The sequence below is a fragment of the Aliinostoc maniaoense genome (assembly GCF_058172895.1).
This window is the reverse complement of the sequence record NZ_CP187952.1, coordinates 3,676,609-3,701,871: the sequence shown is the minus strand read 5'-3', so window position 1 is coordinate 3,701,871 and position 25,263 is coordinate 3,676,609. Positions and strand designations below refer to the sequence as shown.

The following is a 25,263-nucleotide window of genomic DNA, read 5'->3' as shown; positions in this document are numbered from 1 at the left end:
TCCCTATATTTTTCTAACTTATCCATCTTACGATCTCCTCATTTTCAGTATCGTAAATCACTAGCTTTAATTGAAATTCTTGAAATCGTTAAGGTTTGTAAGTATAATAATATTAGCTTGTACCTTTTTATCTGAGTGTACAGGAGAGGCTTTTTTATGATGACTCCAATCAACAACTCAATAATTGCAGAAATTATCCGACGATTGGTAGAGCTACTAAACCCTGAAGAAATTATCCTATTTGGTTCTTATGCTTGGGGAATGCCTCACCAATATAGTGATTTAGATTTATGTATTATTGTATCAAATGATATACCGAACTTTGACCGGATTGAGTGGGGAGTGCAAGCGATTAATGCTCTTGATGATTTAATGATTGATGTCGATATTCTCATTAAAACTAGAAACGATGTAGAAACATTTAAAAATGTCCCCGCATCTCTGACTAGAAAAATTTTAACAGCAGGTAAGTTACTTTATGGACAAGGCAAAACGCATTCTGATCCAGTTTTGGCTGAAAAAAGCCCAACGTGACTTGAATGCGGCTCAGAAATTAGCTCAAGAATTACCGGATATAGCTATCTATCATTGTCAGCAAGGAGCAGAAAAAGCTCTCAAGGGATTTCTTGTTTTCCATGATACAGAGCCAGGAGATACTCATAATATTAATACTTTAGTTAAATTAGCTTCTCAATTTAAGCCAGAATTTGCGAATCTTTTAAAAGAGGCAGGATATCTAAGTCAATACAACCAAACATATCGGTATCCGATGGAAGCAATGGAAGATTTTCTTCCTACACCTGGAGAATTAAAAAAAGCTTATAAATTGGCTATGGAAGTTTATCAAAATGTAATTGATTCTATGCCTAATGAGATTACTGGAAAATCATAAAATACAATAGAACTTACGCAACTGGCATATTTTTATGTAGTGGCGTGGCAAGGCTAAAATAGTGCATTAAATTGGAAAAAATTAAACGCCGATAAACGCGGATAAAATCGATTTTTTTAATGCAACATTTAAGGCTTGCCACGCCACTACACATACTATTGCTGTACCGAATAATAATCCAGATAGTACACCAGCCACCCTCATGATTGATTCTCCTGATGATTTTGTAATAGTTTTTGTTTCATTGGTACAGCCATACGAGAGTAAATGTAATTGATTGTATGCTTTGATTAAATTACTAGAAAATCTAAAAATACAAGGTTGCTTTAATTGGGATAAAATTTAAAATCTCAAATTGAATAGCTAATCAGACAACCGCCAAATTTTGATAGTCGCGTCACCACTACCACTAGCTAAAGTTCTGCCATCTGGGCTAAAGGCGACTGAGAAAACCCCATTAGAATGACCATTGAGGGTACGAATTTCTTGCCCTGTGGCGATATTCCAGATTTTGATAGTCTTGTCAGAACTACCACTAGCTAAAGTTCTGCCATCTGGACTTATGGCGACTGACCAAACCACCTCAGAATGACCATTGAGGGTACGAATTTCTTGCCCTGTGGCGATATTCCAGATTTTGATAGTCTTGTCAGAACTACCACTAGCTAAAGTTCTGCCATCTGGACTTATGGCGACTGACCAAACCCACTTAGAATGACCATTGAGAGTACGAATTTCCTGCCCTGTGGCGATATTCCAGACTCTGATAGTCTTGTCATCACTACCACTAGCTAAAGTTCTGCCATCTGGACTTATGGCGACTGACGAAACCCAAGACGAAACCAATTCAGAATGACGTTTGAGAGTACGAATTACATTCCCTGTGGGGATATTCCAGACTCTCATAGTCCCGTCCCAACTACCACTAGCTAAAGTTCTGCCATCTGGACTTATGGCGACTGACCAAACCAGGTTAGAATGACCATTAAAAGTACGAATTTCTTGCCCTGTGGCGATATTCCAGATTTTGATAGTCTTGTCATGACTACCACTAGCTAAAGTTCTGCCATCTGGACTTATGGCGACTGAGATAACCGGATCAGAATGACCATTGAGGGTACGAATTACATTTCCTGTGGCGATATTCCAGATTTTGATAGTCTTGTCCAAACTACCACTAGCTAAAGTTCTGCCATCTAGACTTATGGCGACTGAACCAACTGTTCCTTCTATCCATGAAGAATCGCCACTTTTAATCACTTTTTGAGAATGTCCAATCAGAGTTCTCGCTAGAGTAAACTTAGCTGCTGATGATGCAGTAACCACCGATTGCACAGATGGTGCAAGACTTAAATAAGTCCTCAACGGAATCCCCAATACAGTAGTAGCATTCGTATCTGGACGAGTTGTAGCACGTCCGTGAATCCCGACTAACTTACCCTGCTCATCGAGTATCGCTCCCCCACTCATCCCAGGAAAACCACCGATGTCATACACAAAAGCATAACCATCCTTGGGCTTTGACACCAGACGGGAAATTGCACCCCTACGAAAATCAATGTCTGATGTTCCTTGTGGATACCCCGCTACAGAAATATTTGTACCTAATGTTACTTGGTCAGAATTACCCTTTTCGGCGACACTGTAATTTTGATTACTAGTGAACTGAAATATAGCTAAATCAACGCCAGGAAATCGTTTTACTTGGCTGTTATTGAATGTATATCTTTGACCATCTGGTGTCTGTACTGTGTAGTTACCTTTGAGTTGCACTACGTGCCAGTTTGTCACCACAGTATAAACATTCCCTTGACGCTCAATAATCACCCCTGAGCCAGTATTTGCGCCATCAATGCGGACTGTAATTTGTTTAGCAATATTAGCTATTTCTGAGGGTGTCAAAGCTGTAGCGACTGGCTGCACTATGACTATTGCTGTACCCAATAATAATGCCGATAGTACACCAGCCACCCTCATAATTGATTCTCCTAATGATTTTGCAATAATTCTTTTTTAATCTGACTTTTCACGTCATGTGGAAAAGTCAACGCCAAACCTAACCCCCCAGCCCCCTTCCCTGGTAGGGAAGGGGGAGTATGTAGAGACGTTTCATGAAACGTCTCTACATTGGTAGGGGAGAGGTTTGGAGAGGGGTTTTCTAGATACTGTGAAAACTCAGTTTTTGTAACCGGTACAGCCATACTAGAACGGGTAATTAGTTCTTGCAAGTGCGGTTCTGGTTGCGAACCATCTTGATAAACTGCCGGTGTCTCCCAAAGGGGATCTTTATGTAAGCTATTAATCCCCACCACTTCACCATGTATATTCAGCAATGGCGCGCCACTCATCCCTTTACGCACATCATTGGTGTAACCAATCTGGTAGCCTTGCTCTAATGCTTTGTCTAACAATAGGGTGACTTTCCCAGAGGTAAAGACAAATTGAGTTTTGGTTAGGGTAGACTGCTTTTGAGTTGCTAAATTGGCGATAAATCCACCCACAAACACCTCATCCCCGACTTGCAAAGGAGACTTATCAGGGAGGTTAGCGACTGGATAAACTATATCGGGACTACGAAATTGCAACACGGCTAAATCATCCTGCTGCAAATTGGCAATCTGCAATACAGTAGCTTGATATACACGCCCATCTGGTGTCTGAATTTGATAGGGTGGTTTAGCGGTTCTCAAAACATGAGCATTAGTAATAACTGTATAAGTTTCACCTTGGCGTTGCAATAGAGTTCCTGAACCTAGGAACTCTGACGCGGTAATTTTGACGGTGATAGCCTGAACTAATTTTTGCAATTGCTCGACAGAAAGGCGATTAGATCGCTCTACTCTGGTAGACTCGCTAGAAATGCCCTGCTGTTTTGAGAGTGCAAAGGAAACACCACCAAGACAAATCACCAAGCACACCAGATAAATAATTTTGTGTTTGAGCCGCCAGTTCATGCAATATTAAGGAGTCGATGAACTACACTCTTTACCGTCTAAAAGTTCCTTGACATCAACATACACATCACCTTCGTCATAAGTAAAAGCTTGACATCCACTTAAATTAACTACTGATTCGCCTGCATCTCGTCGTAAACTCAGCATTTGCTGTAAAACTCTACCAGTGTCAGTTCCAGGTTTTAGGGTGACTAATATATTATCTGTTGTACAAGGCGCGCCTCGGCGGTTAGAAATACACAATACTGGATAGCCGTTAAAGTTATCGCGGCTGGTAATGAAAAGTGCGCCGTTATCGTAGTAGCGTTGAAATCTGGCAGAGACTATCCGACAACGTTGTGCTGGAGAGAACTTTTTAAAGTCCTTAACAACCCAACGAATCAGCGTTTGATTTCCCCGTGAGGTGCGTACTTTGGTGACAGGTACACCACCTTCCCGTGTGCAGAAAAATCTGTTTCCTCTTGCTTCACTTGGCTGGCTGTTGGTGGTGATGGTGATTCCCACGGCTACAGCTGAGATGATGGCGGATGTTGCTGTGCTTGTTATTCTGTGATTCAGTGATCTTAGTTGCATATATTTAAGCAATTAGGAATAAAAGTATGTTTTTTGGCTATTTTTAACTGTATTTGAGACCTAACCCCCAACCCCTTCCCTACAAGGGAAGGGGAGTAAGAATTAAAGCTTCAATTTAAATTTAAGTATTATTATAGGGGTTGCTACAAGTTTAAGTTACCGATTTTCGGAAAGATATTAGAATATTTCGGTACAAATCAGGGTTTTTGATAAAGAAATTATAAAGAAAGTCAGTGCTTATTGGTAGATGAGGAGCGATCGCACTTCTTGTTTTATTAAAGGTTTGTAGTGAGAACTTTAGAGGATGTCTGAAAACTTTTTGGTGTTGTATTTAAGACTTGTAGATCCCCCTAAATCCCCCTTTTTAATCTATGCGTTACCCACATCTTTTTTTAAAATCTTAAAACCCTTGCTCTATAAGCATCTTAAGGACTGAAACTTTAAGCCTACTTGACAAATCATCATTTATTCTTCTCGCTAAAACAGTGTTTTTATTGAGAATGAAAAACGAACTAATCAGGGTTCTAGAGACGTGAGTTAATACTCTCGAAATGTTAAGAAAGATGTTTATAATGGATAGTCTTTCAAGGGGTTGGGGTTGGGGGTTAGGTTTGAGAGAAAGTTGCACACGGCGTTAACTATTGACTAATAGGCAACCAAATCATCACAGTTGTTCCTAGTGCATTGGCTGTATTGATAGCGGGACTAAAAACTTCTATTTGTCCTTGCATTTGCTCGATTAATTGTTTAGCGATCGCTATTCCTAAACCTGTGCCGGGAATATCTGTTTGGGCTTGCACTCCTCGATAATGTCTTTCCCCTAAATGGGCTAAATCTTCTGGTGGAATACCAGGGCCAGTATCACTAATTGCTATGCCTTGAAAATTAGCTTTTTCTTGTCCTAATTGAATATAAATCTTACCCCCTGAAGGAGTATATTTCAGTGCATTATCAATGATATTACTCAATACTTCTTGCAAAGATTTGACATTAGCTTTTACTAATGGTAAATCTTCAATCACTTCTAATATTAATTCTAGATTTCTTTCTTGAGCGATCGCTTGAGCAGAAACTAACAATGGTGTTAATAATTCCACCAAGGAACAATCAGTTACTTTTTCTCCTGTGCCTGGTAATAATAATACAGGTTGAGGTTCTTTTTGTACAGTAGCTTCTACAAATGCCTGATTTTCTGGGAGTGAAAGCAGTTCAGAATCAACATTTGTCCAGTCGATCACCTCATCAAATTTTTGCAGTAATTCCTGGAGGCGATCGCTTTCTCTCACTATATTTTCGCCTACATCCCGATTTGGATCTCCTGGCCGCAATCGCTTTAATAACAGTTTGCCAAAGGTGCGTAAGGCTGTTAGCGGGTTACGGAACTGGTGTAATAAGTTATCTAACAAATCTCGCTGTTGCTCTTGCAAAATTTGCTGTTGATGCAGTTGGTGTTGTAACCAAGCACGACGCTGATCCAAAATACAAGCGATCGCTAATGTTTGCCCAATGGTTTCTATTTGATTTTGTTCCTGTTCACTCCAGGCGCGATCGTCTCTACCCGTCACCAATAATCCCATCATCACACCCTCATGAATCAAGGGAAAGACAAATTGATGCCCACTCAACAACAAGTCTTCTGCTAATGGTGATGCTTCCCCTTGATCTGTTTCCGTAGTTGGTGCAGGTGTCAATAATCTTCCTGGTTGCTGGGGTAGTGCTAACACATCTCCTGTTTGTAGTTGTTTGCGTGCAGTAGCCTCAATAATTTCCTCCCCTGGCAATATTATTGCTGTTTCTGGGTAAACTACTACAGGAATTAGTTTTGTCTCACCTGTAGGCGACTCCACTAATTCTTGGGTTAAATAAACCACGCTTAAAGATGCTCCCAGCCCTTGGGTTAATAGTGCTATTTGCTCTCGACATAGAGCCACAAAATCTGAACTGGCAGACATTAACATTTTTCAGCTCTTGCTCAGGATCACGGAATTTCAAATAAGATTAGAGAAATTACTCTGTTTTTCTCCATCTTTTCATCAAGCTTAACTAAATATTTTCAGTAATGGTTTCCACCAAGAGATTATTTATTTCTTCGCTCTGGATTAATTTACTGTCAATCAGAGTATTTTCGCTGTATCAAAAATTAAAAAACTATTGATCTTTTGAACTAGAACTTATATAATTACGACGGATTTTGTAGCTATCACTACAATCTATAGCTTGAAAGAGGAGGAAAATAGGTTGGCAAGGAGACGCAAAAGAAAAAGCCGTCGTCGTCAAGAAGGACGACGTATTTTAGAACATGTGCCTCAATATAGCATCGAAAGCGGCGAAGAGAAACCTGTGACAGCAGCCAGAAAATTCATTCAAGCTGAAGGTATCTTGCCACCGGCTTTGCTACTCGTAAAGCGAAACGAACACACAACAGACCGTTATTTCTGGGCAGAAAAAGGGCTGTTTGGCGCACAATATGTAGAAGAAAACCATTTCTTGTTTCCTAGCCTGCGGACACTAGAATCTCCCGCAGGTTTGGAACAAGTCGCTGTGGCTAGTCGCTGAGTCACAAATGGTTATCTTACCGTGTTGCGTGCAACTTCTGACAACCATTTAACTGGCAAAACAGATCAATTTATGCAAAGTTTCCAATTTTTTTAAGTTTGTAACTGATTTGCCAGTAAAACCAGACCAATTCAATAGACAATCAACTAGAAACCAAAAATTTTGGTTTTTAGATAATTGTTTTAGGTCTTAGCATACACAAGGGAATCAGGATAGAGCAAAAAGCATCCCCAAGCGAGAGTTAAGATGTGCTTTTATCCTCTGGATTGTCCACAAAGCTCTGCCAACACATACTGATTTTCCCTACAGGATTATATTGTAGAGAAAATCAGTAGCGTGCTAGTAGTTCTAATACCTAATTCCCTATTGTGTATCCGGTTAGAAGATACTTACACAGCCTGATGTGGGATGGGTAATTTAGCATTAACAGCAATAACACTTGTCGATTAATTATCAACATTCAAGTTATTGCCTTCATTTAGGTCATCAGAGTCATCGAAAATCAATTGCTAGGCTTGAGGTGCAATTTTTTCTGTAACTCAGCTAATTCGTCACGATGAGCTGTCACAGTGATTTTACTAGAAGATTCTGGCTTGTTTAAACTTGGTTCGAGCTTGAGAAAAACTTTTTCCATTCTCCCGGCTTTTTGCCAATAGAAAAGACCACTTAACGGTGACAGTAGTAAAAGTCCGAAAAATAACAGCCCTACTTGGGGGACAAGCAAAGAGAGAACCAGAGATAAACAGAAGAAACCAGCAGCAGCTAGCAGAGTTAAAAAAACAGCTAAAAAAAGACTCGGTTTAACAAACCCTTCAAAAGCCACTAAGTTCTGTGCTTTATCTACTTCTACTACTCGGTAAGAACGGGAGTGAAAATAATCTTGTAATTGCGGCATGAAGACGGCTTCAGCTTGCTCAGAAATCAGCTGTGCTGTTTGTGTCCGGTCTTTAGTCGCAGCACGAATAAAGAAGAGCAGCCCAACTGATAATAACAAGGTTAGCAGCAACGTAGATGGCAATATAGCAGTATCCATTATCAGTTATCAGTCTTAAAGGTGTATGGTGGGGGATGTTTTTCCCCATCAAATATCAGTCTTATGTTATCAAATTCAAGCATATGGGGGCATAAAAGTTGCCAAAACTAACACTTCTATATCCCCATACATTTACTTAGTTAACGACTTGGGTTATTAGTTACCTATCCTCAGAGTTATGTAATTTCGCCAAAGCCGAGCCAAATCCTCAGCTTGTCCTTCCCATTCTGGAGAAATTTGATACATCCTTCTAGGGCGGCCTCGACCTTCCAACTTTTTCCAATACCCATCAATAGCATTATGGTCTTCTAGAAATTTGATGGCACTGTAAAGAACAGTGTCAGAAAGGCGATAAGTCGGGTATTCCTCTTCTAATTTTTGAATCAACTCAGTACCGTAGGATTCCCCTTGTAACAACACATCCAGAATGTAACAAATTGCTAGTTCTTGGCAGAGATAAGTTGGCGGAGGATTCTCAAAGAATTGATATATATCCTCAATTTTCATAATTTGTAAATGGCTAAAAGTATGCCTTAGGGTGGAATCTACATCTTTGTAGCCAGTATATGCTGCTACTCTAGTATGAGTAAGTATATAGAGCTACCTAGGCAGAAGTTCCTAAGTGAAAACATTAAATTGAGAACCCACGATCAAAAATCACGGGAAATGACAAAAGTTTTAGGAGCGTCACAATAGAACGCTCCCACCTAGCTTTCATTAGTGTTGTGAGGAGCAATCAAGACAGTGGGTTTTACCACTACCTTGCTTTTAAGTAATGCCGATCTAGTTAGAACTGCTTAAACGTAAGATGCTATCGAAAAAATTTTACAGTTAAAATGTCGTTTTGTCTGTAAATCTGTAAAAGTTAACCAATACTTTGTTAAAAAATTAATATCCTATTGCAAATCATCAAAAAGTTAGACAACTAATAATGATATAGTCACCAGCCGAAAACCTCTAGACAGGTTAGGGACTTCCAGATCAAAAAATCTCCAAAATCTAGGGTGCATGAACAGGGTGTAGGGGGGGTGTGGGGTGTAGTGAACCCCATACTTAAAAGCACAGACAAGTCGGGACGGTTCTTTTCCCCACACCCCAGACCCAGGGATAATTTATTTTCTGATCTTCCCTCAAAAATATGCCACACTCAGATGTCTAACCTTGAGATTGTTGCATCTCATCTGGTAAGTGTGGTATTAGCAAGGCTGACACCAAAATGGTAGAGGTATGAGGGTGTAAGTGCAAAAGCGTTGATTGCTAACATTCTTGAGCCTAGGCTTTGAACTACCGTTACCTGTGTGTAAGTCACCAATAAAATCCGTAAATGTCTAGCAGGTAGGTGATTCAGTATGTCACAAAACTCCGATACTCCCTCTTCTTCCTCTAATCTCCGCACAATTGCCCAGACTTTTCGCCTTACAGGTTGGATTAGCTTTTGGATTCAATTAGTACTAGGTGTAGTTTCTGGGATTATTGTCTTGTTATTTGCTGTTTTCAGTCAAAGGTCAGGTAGTCCCAGTAATAATCCTGGCACTAGTTTCGGTGTTTTTTTAGCAGTTTGTGGAATATTAATCTTAGGTGGCGGTATATATTTGGCTTATCGTTATACCAGAATAGGCAATCAATTGCTGTCATCTAACCCTAGTAATCGTCCCCGGAAAGTGGAGAGCGTGCAAGTTTTACGCTTAGGACTATGGGTAAATTTAGCCGGGACACTAGTAACACTTTTGGGAGCGCAGGCGATCGTTGGTACACTCGTAGCTAGGTCAATATCTCCCCAAGCCATCACGACGCAATTTTTTGACCCTACTAGAATCATTAGTGGCTTAGATATGCTCGTTGTACAGGCAAATATCAATACAGTATCAGCTCATTTTGCTGGGTTAGTAGGTTCACTATGGTTACTTAACCGCATCAACCGCTCATAATACCAATTTTGGATTTTGGATTTTGCGGAAAGTTCTGTAGGGGGGTTTCCCTCCGTAGGAAACTTTTCAAGACGGATTTTGGATTAAAAGCCTAGATTCTTAGACTGTTCCAGAATCTCGAAAAAATGCTACCTATCCAAATTTGGTATAAGTCATTCAAAATTTAAAAGTCAAAATCCACAACCTACCTATTCCCCATTCCCACCTTTAATATAATTTTTGTATTTGCTTTTCCTGTCATAGCAAGCGAAAATCAGTATATGCTGATGTGTTGGCAGGAAGTAGGCAAAAGACTGAGAAAAATCTGTGCTGGATATTAAGCAAATACGGGAAAATCCGCAATTAATTCAAGAACGCTTGAACAGTCGTAGTGGTAAATACGACATAGAAACGATATTACAATTAGATCGGCAGCAGCGAGACATAGAAGTTACTCGTAGCCAATTGCAAGCGCGTAGTAATGAAATTGGTAAACTCGTTGGGCAGAAGATTAAATCTGGTGTTAGTCCCCAAGACCCAGAAATTCAAGGCTTGCGGGATGAGGGTAACGCCATTAAAGCTCAATTGAGTGAACTAGAACCCAGAGAAAAAGAACTCAAGGCGGAAATTGAGCAACTTATCCTCGCTATTCCCAACATCCCCAGTGATTCTACACCCTTGGGTAAAACTGAAGACGATAACGTAGAAGTCCGCCGTTGGGGTGATGAGTACATACCTCAAAACCCAAATATTCTGCCACATTGGGAAATTGGCGAAAAGTTGGGTATTTTGAATGTAGAGCGAGCGGTGAAAGTTGCCCAAAGTCGTTTTGTCAACTTAATCGGGGCTGGTGCAGCTTTAGAAAGGGCTTTGATTAACTTCATGTTGGCGATGCAAACCCAAGCAGGTTATGTAGAAGTTAGTCCGCCACTTTTAGTCAATTCTGATTCTTTGACAGCGACAGGTCAGTTACCCAAGTTTGCAGAAGAAAGCTTTAAATGTGCTGATGATGATTTGTGGTTAATTCCCACAGCAGAAGTTCCTGTAACAAACCTGTATCGGGGAGAGATTCTGGCGGCGGAAAGTTTGCCTATCTACCATTGTGCTTATACTCCTTGTTTTCGTAGAGAGGCGGGTAGCTATGGGCGCGATATGCGGGGGTTAATTCGCTTGCATCAATTCAATAAAGTGGAGTTGGTGAAATTTGTGCATCCCAGCACTTCTTTTGATGAATTGGAAAAATTAGTAGGAAATGCGGAAGCGATTTTACAGGCTCTCAAGTTACCTTACCGCGTGATTAATTTATGTAGTGGGGATTTGGGTTTCTCTTCCACTAAAACCTATGATTTAGAGGTTTGGCTACCTTCTTCTGGGAAGTATCGGGAGATTTCCAGTTGTTCCAATTTTGTGGATTTCCAAGCGCGACGGGCTGATATTCGGTTTAAGGAAGCCGGGAAGAAGGGAACTCAGTTTGTCCATACCCTCAACGGTTCTGGTTTGGCTGTAGGGCGCACAATGGCGGCAATTTTGGAGAATTATCAGCAACAGGATGGCACTGTTTTAATACCGGAAGTGTTGCGCCCATTTTTAGGGAAGGAGGTTTTGTAATAATTTGAAAATGCCCCTTATTTAGCTCGTATTTTAAGCATCTTAAAAACTCGACAGTATAAAAAGGTGCGTTTAATTTCATTAACGCACCCTACTGGAATGACAAGCCTAAAATGATGGATTAGGCGTAGGTTGGGTTGAGGCTTTGCGAAACCCAACGCCACAATCAATGTTGGGTTTCCTAACGTCAACCCAACCTACATTTAATTCACTACTTTAGCCTTGCCACGCCAGTAGTGGCGTGGCAAGGCTAAAATATTGGATGAGGAGAACAGCACAAAATAAGAATTTATCTCGATTTTGTCAAACAGCTATTACACTATCTTAGGTGTACCAATTCAGTACAAGATTTTTTAATATAAAAAAATTATACAAGTGCCTCGCTAATAATATTAAAACATCTTATGGAGTTTTATTTAAAAAAATATGGAACTACACGCTTATACTAGAACAATTTCTGATCTTTTTTCTGTAAAAAAGAAGTATGTTGTTCCTAGATTTCAAAGAGAATACTCATGGACAAAAGAGAAGGTTTCTGAGTTATGGGACGATATTATGTCAAATATTACTCTCACTAATGAGAAAGAATTTAAGCATGAAGAGTATTTTATTGGTTCACTTGTTCTTGTTGGAGATGACAAGTCTCTATCAATGCAAATTGTTGATGGACAACAACGTCTTACAACGATAACCATACTACTTTCTGCCCTTTGTGAAAGATTCATAGAGCTTGAAAAAAGAAACTTGGCTGAATCTATATACGAGAACTATATTGCTGGAAAAGATGATGAAGGAAATTACTACTTTAAATTAGAAAATGAAACACCAAAACCTTTTTTTCAAACAACAATTCAGCATATTGATAAAAAGTCAGAATCTGCATCTTCTGACGAAGAAAAAACATTGCTAAATTCATATAACGAATTATATACCTATACTTCCAGAGAATCACTCAAAAACAAATTTGGGCAGACTACATTAGTTACATTAGAAAATGATTTATATGAAAGCCTTCTAAAAGCAATTAGAGATCAGGTTGTAAAGTATCTAAAAGTAATCTTTATAACTGTTGGTGAAGAAGATCAAGCTTACACAATCTTTGAGACTTTGAATGCACGAGGAATGGATTTAAGTTTTGTTGACTTAATCAAAAATAAGATATTTAAAAGTTTTCCTACTAAGCATCCTGATGATTATGCAAAAACTAAATGGAAAAAAATACGAAACACAATACATTCAAGATATGGTGTAGGTACACTAGAAACATTTATAAGGCATTGGTGGATAGCTCGATATAACTATACAAGTGCAGACAATGTTTACCAACATTTCAAGAAACAATGGAATAGTGGTGGAATAGACCCTGAGAACTTTTTAGATGAGTTGATGAGTGATGCTGAACTGTATGTCAAAATATCTTCTCCTGTTGTAGAAGACTTTCCACAACAGGAAGAAAAAGAATTATATAGATCACTGTTGGCATTGAAGACTTTTAATGTTAGTCAACAAAAGCCTTTTTTATTAAATTTATTTAAAGTAAGAGATAAGAGATATTTAAAACTGTCTGATGTAAAAAATATACTGTTTTTTATTGAAAAATTTCACTTTTGTTTCAACGCAATATGTTCTATGAGACCTTCAGGAATTGAACAAAGTTATTCTAAAGCTACTAGACAACTGTTTGATGCAAAAGATAAAAACTCAGCTAGGAAAGTTATAGAGGAGTTGAAACAACAATTGTTGACGCGACTACCGGACATAGATACATTTAAAGATGATTTTTCTAAATTGAAATACCTCAAAAGCTATACCACAGATAAAAAACTTATCCAACATATTTTTAGTCATATTGAATTTATAAAACAAACGACTAATGAGTTCACTACTGATAGTATTACCTTGGAACACATACTACCTCAGTCATCAGGTAAAGAAGATTATATAGGTATGATCGGTAATTTATTGCCACTTGCGGCAAAACTGAATGAAGAAGCTGATAGTAAAAACTTGGTTGACAAAATAGATATATACAAAAAATCAAAATTTATATTAACACAAGAATTTACAACCAGTTACCCCGAAACATGGGGAAAAGAAGAAATTCAAGCTAGAACAAGTGATTTGGCACAATATTTATACAATTCAATGTGGAATTCAAATGAATAAAATCTTGAAGGGTGAGCGAAGAATGAAAATTTACTACAATACCTCTGCACAAAAGGTTATTGATGAAAGCTAAAGGTGTGTCAAGAGTGTCTTTAAGGAGATTGATAGATAATGAAGACTTTAGAAATAATCGTCACTATTACCCAGGATGGCAAATTGCTAGTTAATTCTCCTATAGACTTACCTGTGGGTGAATATAATGCTGTCCTCGTACTAGAAGATCAACCCATTAGTAGTATTCAAACTTCTGTTCAAGAAGCTCAAGCTATTTTGAGAAAATATATTCCTGCTAGTAGAACTCTTTCTCAAGAGTTGATGGAGGAGCGAAGATTGGAGAGCTTGAGTGAGTAAAGTTGTTGTAGATGCTTCTGCTGTTTTAGCGTTGCTTAATCAAGAAACTGGTAGCGAAGAAATTTTGCAGTTGATTGACAATGCAGCAATTAGTAGTGTCAACCTATCGGAAGTTATAGCAAAGCTAGCAGATGCAGGAATAGTTACTAAAAATATAGTCGAATATTTCTAGCTTTGTAAGGTTTGCACCGTTCGGCTGATGCTCAAGGCGAAGCCTTACTGGACTAACTACGAGCCACTCTATCTAGTTATTGATTTTCAATGTTCTAGACTACTTTAAAATATGAGGTTATCTAGTCACAGAGGCTTTGAACATCCAACAGGAGAGGTCGCTTGTATTGCTAGGCTCATAAACTTAATTATAGCAAGTTCATTGAGTATTAGATGAATTTGTTAAAACTTGAATATATTTGACTAGACAACTAATAACTAGACTTAATACCTGAAGAAGAGATTAGGCAAATTCTATTGCATCTAAATCTTGAGGTGGTTATTTTTAATGAAGAACAAGCTCTGACGGCTGGTATGATGCGTCCAGCGACTAAATCTATCGGACTTTCATTTGGAGACCGTGCTTGTCTGGCGTTAGGTATTATTCTTAACCAGCCTGTGATCACTACTGATCGTTTGTGGAGTAACCTGAATCTTGGAGTTGAAATTCGAGTGGTGCGTTAGTGTGTAGCCAAAGAATAGTTGTAAGTATTACTGCATCTTGTTGGCTGAGTTGAGTCTGTGCGTCCGTTCACCAAATACTACAATAAAAATATATATCCAAATATTTTGACTAATTTGCTCTATGTCAGTTTTAGCAGCGATCGCAGTCTTGGCTGTATTAATTTTGGTACACGAGTTTGGGCATTTTATTGCAGCCCGTTCTCAAGGTATCCATGTCAACCGCTTTTCTTTGGGGTTTGGCCCTGTGCTGTGGAAGTATCAAGGCCCAGAAACCGAATATGCTATCCGCGCTTTTCCCTTGGGTGGCTTTGTGGGATTTCCTGATGATGACCCTGATAGCGATATTCCCCCCAATGACCCAAATTTGCTGCGTAACCGGCCAATTTTAGATCGGGCGATTGTAATTAGTGCTGGTGTCATCGCCAATTTAATTTTTGCCTATATGTTACTGGTAGGCCAAGTTAGCTTTATTGGTATTGGTCAAGCTAGTCAACCAGGGGTGTTAATTCAACAATTAGCACCTGAAGTTAGTGATGTAGCTACCAAAGCGGGACTAAAAGCAGGAGATGTGATTCTTGCTGCTAATGAACAACAATTTGGCAACTCACTCCAAGCTATCGAGAGTTTAAGACAGATTATTAAAAGCAGTCCCAATCAGTCAATTGAACTAGAAATTGCCCGTGGTGACGAAAAACTCTCTGTGAATGTCATCCCTGAAGCTAAATCTAGTGGTGGTAGTATCGGGGTGGGACTTGCACCTAATGGCAAAGTTGAACGTCGTCCCATCAGTAATCCTATTCAGGCTTTAAGTGTCGGGGCTGGTGAATTTCAGCGCATTATCACCATGACATTTAAAGGCTTTGGACAATTAATTACCAACTTTGGTGAAACAGCCGGACAAGTGGCAGGGCCAATCAAAATTGTGGAAATTGGAGCTAACATTGCCCAAAATGATACAGGTAGTTTGTTTTTCTTTGGGGCTTTAATTAGCATTAATTTGGCAATTATCAATATTTTGCCCCTGCCGGCTTTAGACGGTGGACAATTAGCATTTTTACTTATTGAAGGTTTGCGGGGTAAACCCTTACCGAATCGCATTCAAGAAGGGGTGATGCAAACAGGTTTAATGCTACTGTTAGGATTGGGAATTTTTCTGATTGTGAAAGAAACTACCCAATTAACTACCCAATTGGAATGGGTACAAAAGTTATTCCAGTGAGTACAAATCGTAAATCCCTGTCGAAAAAGCAACGTGCTGTAGAAATACTGACTCGCCTGAAGCGGTTGTATCCAGATGCTACTTGCTCCTTAACTTATACAACTCCTGTACAGCTACTCGTAGCTACAATACTTTCCGCCCAGTGTACAGATGAGCGGGTGAATAAAGTTACACCAGACTTATTTAGCCGCTTTCCTGATGCTGAGAGTTTAGCGAATGCTGACTTGACGGAGTTAGAAAACTTAGTACGTTCCACGGGGTTTTATCGCAATAAGGCGAAAAACATTCAAGCCGCTTGTCGGATGATTGTTAGCGAGTTTGATTCTGTAGTTCCCAACACAATGGAACAACTATTAAAGTTGCCGGGGGTAGCAAGGAAGACAGCCAATGTGGTTTTAGCTCATGCTTATGGCATTAATGCCGGGGTGACTGTAGATACCCACGTTAAACGCCTCAGTCAACGCTTGGGTTTAACGAAGTATACAGATCCCATCCACATTGAAAAAGACTTGATGCAGTTATTACCGCAGCCAGATTGGGAAAATTGGTCAATTCGGCTGATTTATCACGGTCGCGCTGTGTGTAAGGCACGTTCCCCCGCCTGTGAAGCTTGTGAACTCGCTGATTTATGCCCGGAGGCGGGGAAGTAGGGGGCAGGGGGCAGGGGGCAGGGGAGCAGGGGGCAGGGGAGCAGGGGGCAGGGGAGCAGGGAGCAGGGGGACAAGGGAGACAAGGGAGACAAGGGGGACAAGGGGGACAAGGGAGACAAGGGAGACAAGGGAGGAATGTTTACTGCAATGCCCAATTCCCAATTCCCAATTCCCAATTCCCAATTCCCAAAGTAATTACAGAGAAATAGAGACGATCGCGCTTGAGTAAATGTAGAATGGAAAATGCTGTCTTTGCGTTTGTAAGATAATTTATGGCCAAGAAGAGTATGATTGAGCGCGAGAAAAAACGCGCTAAGTTGGTGGAAAAATACGCTGCTAAACGGGAAGCTCTGTTAGAAGAGTTCAGAACGACTGAATCTCCTTTAGATAAGCTGGAAATTCACCGCAAAATTCAACAACTACCCCGGAACAGTGCGCCTAGTCGTCGCCGTAACCGTTGCTGGGTCACTGGTCGTCCTAGAGGTGTGTACCGTGATTTTGGACTATCTCGGAACGTACTGCGGGAATGGGCGCACGAAGGTTTGTTACCTGGGGTAGTTAAGTCTAGCTGGTAAAGACGCGATGAGTCGCGTTGATACAGTTGAGACAAGAGTCATTAGTCAATAGTCAAGCAATGGACTTTTGACTTTGGACTTTTAACTTGGTTTTATTGTCCGCAACAACGGTCGATACCTAGACTTTCTAAGAGTAGATCGCTGACGGCGTTAGCGATCGCAAACTCTCCATAAAAGCTTTTGGAAAAATCAAACGCCTGCATCTCGGTGACTATAGCAATCACTAAAGAGCCTAGGTCATTTTCCCCTTCCATGCGTTGACGCACAAAAATCTGTGCGGCTCGTTGAGCAATATTTTGATTTACGGCTTCTGGGATAAATTCTGCATCCAGCCACCGCAGTAAACGCTCTTTTAACCATTCCCCTTCTAGGTGGGGATTATCTGAGGGTGGTAGAGTAACTGGTGGTATTGGTTGTGTCATCGTTATTAAAGGCAGATTATAGGGCATGGGGTATTGGGCATGGGGCATTGGGCATTGGGCATGGGAGGGGTTGCCTCCGTTTTAGGAACTGCCGTCATGGGAGTAAAAATATTCCCATGTTTACCCTACTGCCTGCCTTGTGTTTTCATGCTTATTTTTAGTTTTATCTATGCAATATGATCTTGCCGATATTATACAAGGCTATGCCCAAGGCTATTTTCTCATGGCTGATGACGATAACGGATTGGGATGGTACAAAAGCCGCGATCGCACTTTGATTCCTTTAGATGACAGATTCCGCTACCCTAAGTCTTTGCAGCGTGTCTTAAATCAAGAACGGTTTACTGTGGCAATTAACCGTGATTTTCAGGCTGTAGTTGCAGGTTGCGCTCATCGAGAAACTACCTGGATTTCTCAAGAATTAGAAGAAATTTACCTATTATTGCATCAAGCTGGTTTTGCCCATAGTTTTGAAACTTGGCAAGGTGACAAACTCGCCGGCGGGATTTTAGGCATTGTTATTGGTGGTGCTTTCATTGGCGAATCCATGTTTTACCGCATTCCCGAAGGTTCTAAAGTGGCAATGGTCAAGTTAGTCGAAAGATTACGCCAAAGACAATTTACCCTGTTTGATGCTCAAATGATGAACCCCCACTTGGAACGATTTGGTGCTTATCGCATCAATGATGAAGATTATCAAACTCTCTTGCAAGCAGCTATTTTTAGTCCTTGCTCCTTGAAGGATTAAAAACACCAGAGACAGCAGAATATATTTTTCCCCATTCCCCATTCCCCATGCCCCATGCCCCATTGACCATAATGCAACAAATTTTGTGAAGTTATTAAGTTTGCCCTGGTAAATACCACAATCAGGCGTTAAACTTAGGAGCATCTTGGTTAAGCAGGTTTAACAAATGTAAATTTTCACAGCAATTTTATATATTTTTCAGTAATTTTACTGAAAAAGTTTCATAAATAATTTTCTTCTCAGAAAAAAAATAACTATTATAAAAACAAAGCAAAGAATGTTGGTTATAAATTGTTGAATAACCTTGAAAGTGATAATCTCCTGTGTGAGTGTGTGGGGTGTTTAAGCATATGGTTTCATCAATAACTCGAAATCAAAACAATATTCGAGAAATTTCTGCTACTGAAGCGAAGAAGGTAGATCAGGGATTTGAGCAGCATCAGGGATTCAATTTGCTATCTTTGCCAGCTAATCCTCTGTTTGGTACAGATGGGATTCGGGGGAAGGTAGGAGAATTGCTGAGTGCGCCTTTGGCTTTGCAAGTTGGTTTTTGGACGGGTGTAGTTCTAGGCCATCATGTTGGTCAAAAAGGAGTGGTGATTGTAGGACAAGATTCTCGCAATTCTAGTGATATGTTAGCAATGGCATTGAGTGCAGGACTCACAGCCGCAGGGATAGAAGTTTGGTATTTAGGGTTATGTCCTACACCTTGCGTTGCCTATCTGACTAGTACAAGTGCAGCTATTGGTGGGGTGATGATTTCTGCTAGTCATAATCCACCAGAAGATAATGGCATTAAGATTTTTGGTGCAGATGGTACTAAGTTATCACTAGCTTTGCAGAAAAAAATTGAGGAGGGACTGCGGGGTCATAGCTTAGTTACAGATGCGGGAATGGCGTGTGGACGGCATTACTCACGTCCAGAATTAATTAAAGATTATGGTGCAGCTTTACAAACACCTTTAAAAAATTCTGGTGATCTTCAGGGGATGAAGATTGTTCTTGATTTAGCTTGGGGTGCGGCTGTAGGGTTAGCACCTGGTGTCTTTGAGGAAATGGGAGCAGAGGTCATTTGTTTGCATAATCAAGCAGATGGCGATCGCATTAATGTTAATTGTGGTTCTACCCATCTAGAAATTTTGCAAGCGACTGTACAAGAACACAAAGCTGACTTAGGATTTGCTTTTGATGGCGATGCCGATCGCGTCTTAGCTGTGGATAATACTGGCAGACCAGTCAACGGTGATTACATTCTCTATTTGTGGGGAGAACACCTCAAACAACAGCAACAACTGCCAAATAACTTGATTGTATCAACAGTGATGGCTAACCTAGGCTTTGAAAGGGCTTGGCAAAAACAAGGTGGTCAATTAATCCGCACATCTGTAGGTGATCAGTACGTCCAAGCCGAAATGCTCAAGACTGGCGGGATGTTAGGCGGTGAACAATCTGGTCATATTTTATGCCGGCACTATGGCATGACTGGGGATGGTTTGTTAACAGCTTTACATATAGCAAGTTTAGTTAAACAAGCTGGTGTATCTTTGGCGGAATTGGTAGATCAAAGCTTTGCTACCTATCCTCAATTGTTGCGGAATGTGCGTGTAACAGACCGCGATCGCCGTTTGGGTTGGCAAAATTGTGAACCTTTGCAAAAAGCGATCGCCTCAGCCGAAACTGCAATGGGTAATGCTGGTAGAATCTTAGTCCGGGCTTCTGGTACAGAACCAGTAATTAGAGTCATGGTAGAAGCCGCTAGCAATGAACTAGCTAACTACTGGACAGATGAACTAGTAACACAAGTACAACAAAACCTAGCTAACTAAATAGAGGGGAAGTAAGACCAAAGATGGGGCAAAAGTCTCATCTGCGGCATTTCCCTGTGAGTACAAAAGCTTCAACTATAGCGTCAGCTTACTTGCAGTACTTAACTAACACGATGTGCAACTTATGATTAAAACACCTCTGCAAACCTCTCCCCTGCAACTGTAGAGACGTTGCATACAACGTCTCTACTTTGATTGTTGCTCCCCTTCCCTTGTAGGGAATGGGTTGGGGGTTAGGTTTAAGAGAAAGTTGCACACAGCGTTAACTATATATCTCAGCTACGAGCTATTAATTGTTACTATGTTATTATTTACGCGTTAACTATTGCGGTATTTATATAAGGTAATAATATGCTTGTTTTTGTTATCCCCCTCAAAGGGCGCGAATTTTCTAAATCCTGGGAGCGTGTTTGCAATTTATTTGCTAGGTGTATTAAATCAGTTTGTAATCAAACTTCACCAGATTTTCGGGTAATTGTAGTTTGTAATGAGCAACCAGAAATAGACTTTCATCACCCTAACATAACATACCTAACCGTTGATTTGGCAGACCATAAAGAGCCACTTTCTGTGAATCGAGGACGCACAGATAAAGGGCGAAAAATTCTCAAAGGTTTAGTGTATGCCCAACAATTTGCGCCTACACATACTATGGCATTGGATGCAGATGATTGTATCAGTAACAAGATAGCAGAATTTGTCAAAACCAATCCTCAAAGCAATGGATGGTTTATCAATCAAGGTTATAAATATCAAGAAGGCAGTGACTATATATATATTAAAAGAAATAACTTTTATAGAATGTGTGGTAGTTGTAATATTTTACGCTACGACTTAAATTTTTTACCAGAACCACCAGAATATAACCGTGGATATGGTTATTATAAGTATTATATAGATCACGCTAAAGTTAAAGATACTTTAACAGAGAAATCCCAACCTCTTAGTCCATTACCATTTCCAGGTGCAATTTACATATTAGAAACAGGAGAAAACCATTACTATGACCCAACAAAGCTAACTTTTAGTATTTTCAATCGTAAAAAAATTACACCATCAATTAGAGATGAATTTGGATTATATAAACTACAGTAATCCGAATTGATTAGGTTAACCATATACTTTTTATCAGGCTACTAGGCTAGAACGCCCCTATGCCAAAATTACAATCTAAATCCTCTCGTTCTAAATCCTTACGTTCTAAAAAAACCAAACAGCAAGCAACCAAAGAAACGCCAACCCTGAGTTTAAAGGAGAGGTTAGCTCAAAAGCGGAAAGCTACCCAAACACGTAAAGAACTGATTAGTTTACTGACTACGGTTTCTTTTGTCAGTATCTTTGTTGGCATCTTAGTATTTTTAACTATAGGAATTAAGGCAGCAGTTCCCACGGTTTTGGGAATTATTGTGATGTCGATATCTTATAAATATCCGAGGTTGGCTTTGTTTGCCTTTTTGGTGTATGTACCTTTTGGGGGTACAATCACTTACTACATTGGTAACAGTCCTATCTTGCAACTCGCCAAGGACTCGTTTTATTTTCCGGCTTTAATCGCCATTTGGCAAACTTGCCGAAAACAGAAACAACCTCTCATTATTCCCGCTAGTATTAGAACGCCATTATTTATTTTATTTGGCTTGTGTATGCTGACCTTGTTGTTTATCAACGGTGGACAGCAACTCAACCCACCCAGTACCGGAGCATTCCAAGCAGCTACTAGTGAAATACCTATAGGTATGGGGATTTTAGGACTAAAAGTATTTTTAGGCTATATCCCTTTAATTGGTTGCACTTACTACTTAATTCGCAACAAACAGGATTTTCTCTTTTTATCCCGCCTCCAGGTAAGTGTGATCCTCATATGTTGCGTATTGGGTATTATTCAATACGTACTATTGTACACAGGAGTCTGTGAAGGTACAAGAAATGCTTCGGGGGCTGACTTATTTAAAGCCACCCTGGATGCACGTTGTTATTTTGGTGGCTCTCTGGTTTATAGTCCTAGTCAGGGAATGATTCGCCTACCAGGAACATTTGTTGCACCTTGGCAATGGGCGTGGTTCTTAATTTCTAGTACATTTTTAGTCTTTGCGGCAGCGTTTTCTGACCCTTCTTTTATTTGGCGTGCCATCAGTTTAGGTTCTATGGCCACTGTATTTATTAATGCAGTTGTTTCGGGGCAGAGAATTGCTCTGGCCTTAGTACCCGCTTGTTTTGTCTTACTACTAATACTTACAGGTCAAATTGCCAACCTGAAACGCTTTATTCCTATTGGTATAGGCTTGGCTGCTATTTTGGGAATTGCAATGGTAAGTAACCCTGCAATTGTCCAAGAACGGGTGGATAGTTTGTTCGGTCGTTGGGATGCTTCGCCACCGCAAGAATTTATTGTCGAGCAATTTGAAGAGAACTGGAAAACTGTAGAAACGCCAATAGGCAGTGGTTTGGGGCGAGCAACTAACTCGGCTCGTAGTTTGGGTTCTACTAAGTTGGTGGAAACCTACTACCCTAAAGTGCTGTATGAAGTTGGGATTGTGGGATTATTGGGTTTTATTGCTTTGGTTACTACGCTGACCTTTAGTGCCTTTAAAACCTATCGTTCCTTAAAAAACCGTAGTTTCCGTACTTACGCTGCTGCTATATGGGTGTTTATATTGTTTATCAGTTACAACACCTACTATTATCCTTTAGATGTTGATCCAGTAGCAGTATATTATTGGTTCTTTGCAGGAGTTCTGTTTAAATTACCAATATTGGATAAACAAGAAAAGAAAAATGAAGAACTGGAACAAAAAGCAAAATTAGTTTGACATTGATGTCAATATATGCAGAAAAAGAACTGAATTGTGATAAGTTCACTTATTATCAAAAACTATGAATAATCAACCCTTAGTTAGCTTAATTATCCCAACTTACTGTAGAGAAGAACCATTACGAGATAGCATTGTAGATGTTTTAAATCAAAATTACCCGAATTTTGAGGTTTTAGTAGTAGACCAATCGCCAACACATGAACCAGAAGTACAAACTTATCTGGAAGAACTAGCGGCAGCCGAAAAAATTAAATGGTTTCGGTTAAATTGGGCGAGTTTACCGGGGGCGCGCAATTATGGTATCAGAAGGGCGGCTGGGGAAATCATTATTTTTATTGATGATGATGTGAAATTAACGCCTGACTATATCTCAAATCATGTTAAAAATTATCTGCAAAACCCAGAAATAGGGGCGGTAGCCGGACGGGTATTTGACAGAATGAAATTAGGTGAGTCTAAGGGAGAGTTTGAGATTGAATATTTACCCCCAGAAGCAATGAACCCTGGGATAGCTTGGTATCATATTGACTTAGTACACACCATTAAGCCCCAACAAGTGTTAAGCGCGAGGGGTTGTAATATGTCTTTCCGCCGGGAAATTTTCACTAAGTATGGACTGAGGTTTGATGAGAGATTTCGCGGTAGTGCTGTGCGGGAAGAATCAGATTTTTGTTTGAGGTTTCGCCAGACTGGGTATAAAATTTGGTATGACCCGGAGGCTTGTTTAGTCCATTTAGGAGAAGAAACAGGAGGGTGTCATGATATTAGTATGCGATCGCTAAAATATCAATTCACTTTCTATCACAATCATTTTCTCATGGCGATGAAAAACCTCACCGCTAGCCAAGCTTTACGCCTATACGCCAGGTTATTTGACTGTCACGTCCTCGGCCGTCCCCCCTGTCATAAAAGTGGTTCACCGATAAAAATCGTCACTCGTGGTTTATTTTATACCTTGGGTTTTTTCAATGCTTGGGGGACGATGATTCAATCTCTTTGGGATGATGGGCAAGTTTACAGTCGTTTTGATCAAGAATCAATGACTAAGAGTTCAGAGTCATTAGTCATTAGTAAAAAATAATAAAGTATTGACAGCTAAATAGTAGTAAATATTTATGAAAATTTTAGTTGCAAGTCATACGTATATTGTAGACCTCAACTGTGAAAAATTGCGTGCGTTATCTCAGTTAGAACCAGGGATAGAAGTAACAGTTGTAGTTCCTAAAGTCTGGAAACCTGGTGGTGTACAAAATAAAATTGTTGAAACTCAATACAGAGATGAAGGTGCATTTAAAGTAGTTCCGGTTGCTAATTTTAGTCAAAATCATCAAGGGTTACTCACTTTTGGGGCTGAGTTAATATCTCTTTTACGAAAATTTCGTCCCCAAATTATCCAAGTAGAACAAGGTTCTAGGGGTTTAGCTTATACTCAGATGATTGTGTTAAATCAGTTATTAGGACTGAAGGCGAAAAATATCTTTTTTACTTGGTGGAATTTACCTTACGAATTAAAATTACCAGTTGCTTTACTAGAAAAATATAACCTCAATCATAGTCATGGGATTATCTCTGGTAATCAAGATGGGGCGGAAATTTTAAAACAACGAGGTTATCAAGGTAAAATTAAAGTTATGCCGCAATTGGGTGTTGATGAAACCCTGTTTAAACCTCAAGCACAACCAGAATTAGCGGCAAAGTTGGGAATTACATCTGATGATTTCGTTGTAGGGTTTGTAGGGCGTTTTGTTCCCGAAAAAGGAATAATAACGCTTTTAAAATCACTATTAGTTTTAAAAGATCAGCCTTGGAAGTTGCTACTACTGGGACGCGGTGTTTTAAAGGAAGAATTAGTGAAATTAGTAGCAGAAAATAATCTTCAAGATAGTGTGATTTTTGTCGAGAGTGTACCTCATGATGAGGTTGCTAATTATATTAACTTGATGAATACTTTGGTACTACCTTCAGAGACTACATATGAATTAAAAAATCTCACCTCTGTCGGTTGGAAAGAACAGTTTGGTCATGTACTTATTGAAGCAATGGCTTGTAAAGTACCTGTGGTTGGTTCTGATTCTGGGGAAATACCTTATGTTATTGGTGATGCTGGTTTGATATTCCCTGAAGGTAACACTCAAGCTTTAGCTGATTGTTTATTACAATTAATACAAAAGCCGGATTTGGCTGACAAATTAGGTGAAATTGGTTATCAGAAAGCCATGATTCAGTATACCAATAAGGCTTTAGCCAAGCAACAGTTTGAATTTTATCAGGAATTAGTCAATAGTTATTAATCAA

26 protein-coding genes are annotated in these 25,263 nt (G+C 39.7%); 18 read left to right on the top strand and 8 right to left on the bottom strand.

Features of this window, described 5'->3' with window-relative positions:
* The first annotated feature begins 156 nt into the window (after positions 1 to 156).
* Positions 157 to 534: a nucleotidyltransferase domain-containing protein gene (locus tag ACPZ3T_RS16170; protein ID WP_490270500.1), complete on the top strand. Its 378-nt coding sequence runs from the start codon at positions 157 to 159 to the stop codon at positions 532 to 534.
* A complete protein-coding gene (locus ACPZ3T_RS16165) occupies positions 479 to 892 on the top strand; it encodes a HEPN domain-containing protein (RefSeq protein ID WP_490270499.1) in 414 nt (137 codons plus the stop codon). The genes ACPZ3T_RS16170 and ACPZ3T_RS16165 overlap by 56 nt, the downstream gene beginning before the upstream one ends.
* 81 nt (positions 893 to 973) lie before the next feature.
* Here ACPZ3T_RS16165 and ACPZ3T_RS16160 read toward each other — a convergent pair whose 3' ends face one another.
* The 5 genes from ACPZ3T_RS16160 to ACPZ3T_RS16140 all read right to left on the bottom strand — a co-directional run bounded on the left by ACPZ3T_RS16160 (position 974) and on the right by ACPZ3T_RS16140 (position 6,377).
* Complete coding sequence (locus tag ACPZ3T_RS16160) at positions 974 to 1,096, bottom strand: hypothetical protein (protein WP_490270498.1); 123 nt, start codon at positions 1,094 to 1,096, stop codon at positions 974 to 976.
* A gap of 159 nt (positions 1,097 to 1,255) precedes the next feature.
* Positions 1,256 to 2,869, bottom strand: a complete 1,614-nt coding sequence (locus ACPZ3T_RS16155; RefSeq protein WP_490270497.1) for a trypsin-like peptidase domain-containing protein — start codon at positions 2,867 to 2,869, stop codon at positions 1,256 to 1,258.
* An 11-nt stretch (positions 2,870 to 2,880) separates the two neighbouring features.
* Entirely contained in the window at positions 2,881 to 3,846 is a 966-nt protein-coding gene (locus ACPZ3T_RS16150; RefSeq protein WP_490270496.1) for a S1 family peptidase, read from the bottom strand.
* Between the two features lie 6 nt (positions 3,847 to 3,852).
* Positions 3,853 to 4,419 (bottom strand): COP23 domain-containing protein, encoded by a 567-nt coding sequence (locus ACPZ3T_RS16145; protein ID WP_490270495.1) that lies wholly within the window; start codon positions 4,417 to 4,419, stop codon positions 3,853 to 3,855.
* Between the two features lie 638 nt (positions 4,420 to 5,057).
* Positions 5,058 to 6,377, bottom strand: coding sequence for a GAF domain-containing sensor histidine kinase (locus ACPZ3T_RS16140; protein ID WP_490270494.1), 1,320 nt, complete (start codon positions 6,375 to 6,377; stop codon positions 5,058 to 5,060).
* Between the two features lie 280 nt (positions 6,378 to 6,657).
* Between ACPZ3T_RS16140 and ACPZ3T_RS16135 the strand changes: the two genes are divergently transcribed.
* Positions 6,658 to 6,975 (top strand): DUF3155 domain-containing protein, encoded by a 318-nt coding sequence (locus tag ACPZ3T_RS16135; protein ID WP_103140917.1) that lies wholly within the window; start codon positions 6,658 to 6,660, stop codon positions 6,973 to 6,975.
* Between the two features lie 502 nt (positions 6,976 to 7,477).
* Here the strand turns inward: ACPZ3T_RS16135 and ACPZ3T_RS16130 are convergent.
* Together ACPZ3T_RS16130 and ACPZ3T_RS16125 are read right to left on the bottom strand one after the other, a co-directional pair.
* On the bottom strand, positions 7,478 to 8,008 hold the full coding sequence (locus tag ACPZ3T_RS16130; protein ID WP_490270493.1) for a cofactor assembly of complex C subunit B: 531 nt from the start codon (positions 8,006 to 8,008) through the stop codon (positions 7,478 to 7,480).
* A 156-nt stretch (positions 8,009 to 8,164) separates the two neighbouring features.
* Entirely contained in the window at positions 8,165 to 8,515 is a 351-nt protein-coding gene (locus ACPZ3T_RS16125; RefSeq protein WP_490270492.1) for a PadR family transcriptional regulator, read from the bottom strand.
* An 842-nt stretch (positions 8,516 to 9,357) separates the two neighbouring features.
* Between ACPZ3T_RS16125 and ACPZ3T_RS16120 the strand changes: the two genes are divergently transcribed.
* The 9 genes from ACPZ3T_RS16120 (at position 9,358) to rpsN (ending at position 17,159) form a co-directional block, all read left to right on the top strand.
* Entirely contained in the window at positions 9,358 to 9,936 is a 579-nt protein-coding gene (locus ACPZ3T_RS16120; RefSeq protein ID WP_490270491.1) for a DUF3611 family protein, read from the top strand.
* A gap of 306 nt (positions 9,937 to 10,242) precedes the next feature.
* Positions 10,243 to 11,523 (top strand): serine--tRNA ligase, encoded by a 1,281-nt coding sequence (gene serS, locus ACPZ3T_RS16115; RefSeq protein WP_490270490.1) that lies wholly within the window; start codon positions 10,243 to 10,245, stop codon positions 11,521 to 11,523.
* Between the two features lie 426 nt (positions 11,524 to 11,949).
* Positions 11,950 to 13,689 (top strand): DUF262 domain-containing protein, encoded by a 1,740-nt coding sequence (locus ACPZ3T_RS16110; RefSeq protein ID WP_490270489.1) that lies wholly within the window; start codon positions 11,950 to 11,952, stop codon positions 13,687 to 13,689.
* Positions 13,690 to 13,800: 111 nt separating this feature from the next.
* The gene (locus ACPZ3T_RS16105) at positions 13,801 to 14,040 is read left to right on the top strand and encodes a hypothetical protein (protein ID WP_490270488.1); all 240 of its coding nucleotides are present in this window, start codon (positions 13,801 to 13,803) and stop codon (positions 14,038 to 14,040) included.
* On the top strand, positions 14,033 to 14,212 hold the full coding sequence (locus ACPZ3T_RS16100) for a PIN domain-containing protein (protein WP_490270487.1): 180 nt from the start codon (positions 14,033 to 14,035) through the stop codon (positions 14,210 to 14,212). Before ACPZ3T_RS16105 ends, ACPZ3T_RS16100 begins: the two co-directional genes overlap by 8 nt.
* 624 nt (positions 14,213 to 14,836) lie before the next feature.
* Positions 14,837 to 15,934, top strand: a complete 1,098-nt coding sequence (rseP, locus tag ACPZ3T_RS16095) for an RIP metalloprotease RseP (protein ID WP_490270486.1) — start codon at positions 14,837 to 14,839, stop codon at positions 15,932 to 15,934.
* Entirely contained in the window at positions 15,910 to 16,584 is a 675-nt protein-coding gene (nth, locus tag ACPZ3T_RS16090; RefSeq protein ID WP_490270485.1) for an endonuclease III, read from the top strand. Before rseP ends, nth begins: the two co-directional genes overlap by 25 nt.
* Positions 16,563 to 16,793, top strand: coding sequence for a hypothetical protein (locus ACPZ3T_RS16085; protein WP_490270484.1), 231 nt, complete (start codon positions 16,563 to 16,565; stop codon positions 16,791 to 16,793). The genes nth and ACPZ3T_RS16085 overlap by 22 nt, the downstream gene beginning before the upstream one ends.
* A gap of 63 nt (positions 16,794 to 16,856) precedes the next feature.
* Complete coding sequence (gene rpsN, locus ACPZ3T_RS16080; RefSeq protein WP_490270483.1) at positions 16,857 to 17,159, top strand: 30S ribosomal protein S14; 303 nt, start codon at positions 16,857 to 16,859, stop codon at positions 17,157 to 17,159.
* 92 nt (positions 17,160 to 17,251) lie between these two features.
* Here the strand turns inward: rpsN and ACPZ3T_RS16075 are convergent, their stop codons facing one another.
* Positions 17,252 to 17,581: a DUF8822 family protein gene (locus ACPZ3T_RS16075; RefSeq protein ID WP_490277242.1), complete on the bottom strand. Its 330-nt coding sequence runs from the start codon at positions 17,579 to 17,581 to the stop codon at positions 17,252 to 17,254.
* A 169-nt stretch (positions 17,582 to 17,750) separates the two neighbouring features.
* On the opposite strand from ACPZ3T_RS16075, the gene aat reads away from it, so the two are divergent.
* The 6 genes from aat to hpsO all read left to right on the top strand — a co-directional run bounded on the left by aat (position 17,751) and on the right by hpsO (position 25,259).
* Positions 17,751 to 18,329, top strand: a complete 579-nt coding sequence (gene aat / locus ACPZ3T_RS16070; RefSeq protein WP_490270482.1) for a leucyl/phenylalanyl-tRNA--protein transferase — start codon at positions 17,751 to 17,753, stop codon at positions 18,327 to 18,329.
* 350 nt (positions 18,330 to 18,679) lie between these two features.
* Positions 18,680 to 20,155: a phosphoglucosamine mutase gene (glmM, locus tag ACPZ3T_RS16065; protein ID WP_490270481.1), complete on the top strand. Its 1,476-nt coding sequence runs from the start codon at positions 18,680 to 18,682 to the stop codon at positions 20,153 to 20,155.
* 351 nt (positions 20,156 to 20,506) lie between these two features.
* A complete protein-coding gene (locus tag ACPZ3T_RS16060; protein WP_490270480.1) occupies positions 20,507 to 21,250 on the top strand; it encodes a glycosyltransferase family A protein in 744 nt (247 codons plus the stop codon).
* Between the two features lie 59 nt (positions 21,251 to 21,309).
* The gene (gene hpsL, locus ACPZ3T_RS16055) at positions 21,310 to 22,965 is read left to right on the top strand and encodes a hormogonium polysaccharide biosynthesis protein HpsL (RefSeq protein ID WP_490270479.1); all 1,656 of its coding nucleotides are present in this window, start codon (positions 21,310 to 21,312) and stop codon (positions 22,963 to 22,965) included.
* 64 nt (positions 22,966 to 23,029) lie between these two features.
* Positions 23,030 to 24,049 (top strand): hormogonium polysaccharide biosynthesis glycosyltransferase HpsN, encoded by a 1,020-nt coding sequence (gene hpsN, locus ACPZ3T_RS16050; protein ID WP_490270478.1) that lies wholly within the window; start codon positions 23,030 to 23,032, stop codon positions 24,047 to 24,049.
* Between the two features lie 34 nt (positions 24,050 to 24,083).
* Entirely contained in the window at positions 24,084 to 25,259 is a 1,176-nt protein-coding gene (gene hpsO, locus ACPZ3T_RS16045) for a hormogonium polysaccharide biosynthesis glycosyltransferase HpsO (RefSeq protein ID WP_490270477.1), read from the top strand.
* The last annotated feature ends 4 nt before the right edge of the window (positions 25,260 to 25,263 follow it).

Bases quoted from the DNA above. Each gene is read 5' to 3' on its own strand.
- ACPZ3T_RS16170 (WP_490270500.1), top strand. From the start codon at position 157: ATGATGACTCCAATCAACAACTCAATAATTGCAGAAATTATCCGACGA.
- ACPZ3T_RS16165 (WP_490270499.1), top strand. From the start codon at position 479: ATGGACAAGGCAAAACGCATTCTGATCCAGTTTTGGCTGAAAAAAGCC.
- ACPZ3T_RS16160 (WP_490270498.1), bottom strand. From the start codon at position 1,096: ATGAGGGTGGCTGGTGTACTATCTGGATTATTATTCGGTACAGCAATA.
- ACPZ3T_RS16155 (WP_490270497.1), bottom strand. From the start codon at position 2,869: ATGAGGGTGGCTGGTGTACTATCGGCATTATTATTGGGTACAGCAATA.
- ACPZ3T_RS16150 (WP_490270496.1), bottom strand. From the start codon at position 3,846: ATGAACTGGCGGCTCAAACACAAAATTATTTATCTGGTGTGCTTGGTG.
- ACPZ3T_RS16145 (WP_490270495.1), bottom strand. From the start codon at position 4,419: ATGCAACTAAGATCACTGAATCACAGAATAACAAGCACAGCAACATCC.
- ACPZ3T_RS16140 (WP_490270494.1), bottom strand. From the start codon at position 6,377: ATGTTAATGTCTGCCAGTTCAGATTTTGTGGCTCTATGTCGAGAGCAA.
- ACPZ3T_RS16130 (WP_490270493.1), bottom strand. From the start codon at position 8,008: ATGGATACTGCTATATTGCCATCTACGTTGCTGCTAACCTTGTTATTA.
- ACPZ3T_RS16125 (WP_490270492.1), bottom strand. From the start codon at position 8,515: ATGAAAATTGAGGATATATATCAATTCTTTGAGAATCCTCCGCCAACT.
- ACPZ3T_RS16120 (WP_490270491.1), top strand. From the start codon at position 9,358: ATGTCACAAAACTCCGATACTCCCTCTTCTTCCTCTAATCTCCGCACA.
- ACPZ3T_RS16110 (WP_490270489.1), top strand. From the start codon at position 11,950: ATGGAACTACACGCTTATACTAGAACAATTTCTGATCTTTTTTCTGTA.
- ACPZ3T_RS16105 (WP_490270488.1), top strand. From the start codon at position 13,801: ATGAAGACTTTAGAAATAATCGTCACTATTACCCAGGATGGCAAATTG.
- rseP (WP_490270486.1), top strand. From the start codon at position 14,837: ATGTCAGTTTTAGCAGCGATCGCAGTCTTGGCTGTATTAATTTTGGTA.
- nth (WP_490270485.1), top strand. From the start codon at position 15,910: ATGGGTACAAAAGTTATTCCAGTGAGTACAAATCGTAAATCCCTGTCG.
- ACPZ3T_RS16085 (WP_490270484.1), top strand. From the start codon at position 16,563: ATGCCCGGAGGCGGGGAAGTAGGGGGCAGGGGGCAGGGGGCAGGGGAG.
- rpsN (WP_490270483.1), top strand. From the start codon at position 16,857: ATGGCCAAGAAGAGTATGATTGAGCGCGAGAAAAAACGCGCTAAGTTG.
- ACPZ3T_RS16075 (WP_490277242.1), bottom strand. From the start codon at position 17,581: ATGACACAACCAATACCACCAGTTACTCTACCACCCTCAGATAATCCC.
- aat (WP_490270482.1), top strand. From the start codon at position 17,751: ATGCAATATGATCTTGCCGATATTATACAAGGCTATGCCCAAGGCTAT.
- glmM (WP_490270481.1), top strand. From the start codon at position 18,680: ATGGTTTCATCAATAACTCGAAATCAAAACAATATTCGAGAAATTTCT.
- ACPZ3T_RS16060 (WP_490270480.1), top strand. From the start codon at position 20,507: ATGCTTGTTTTTGTTATCCCCCTCAAAGGGCGCGAATTTTCTAAATCC.
- hpsL (WP_490270479.1), top strand. From the start codon at position 21,310: ATGCCAAAATTACAATCTAAATCCTCTCGTTCTAAATCCTTACGTTCT.
- hpsN (WP_490270478.1), top strand. From the start codon at position 23,030: ATGAATAATCAACCCTTAGTTAGCTTAATTATCCCAACTTACTGTAGA.
- hpsO (WP_490270477.1), top strand. From the start codon at position 24,084: ATGAAAATTTTAGTTGCAAGTCATACGTATATTGTAGACCTCAACTGT.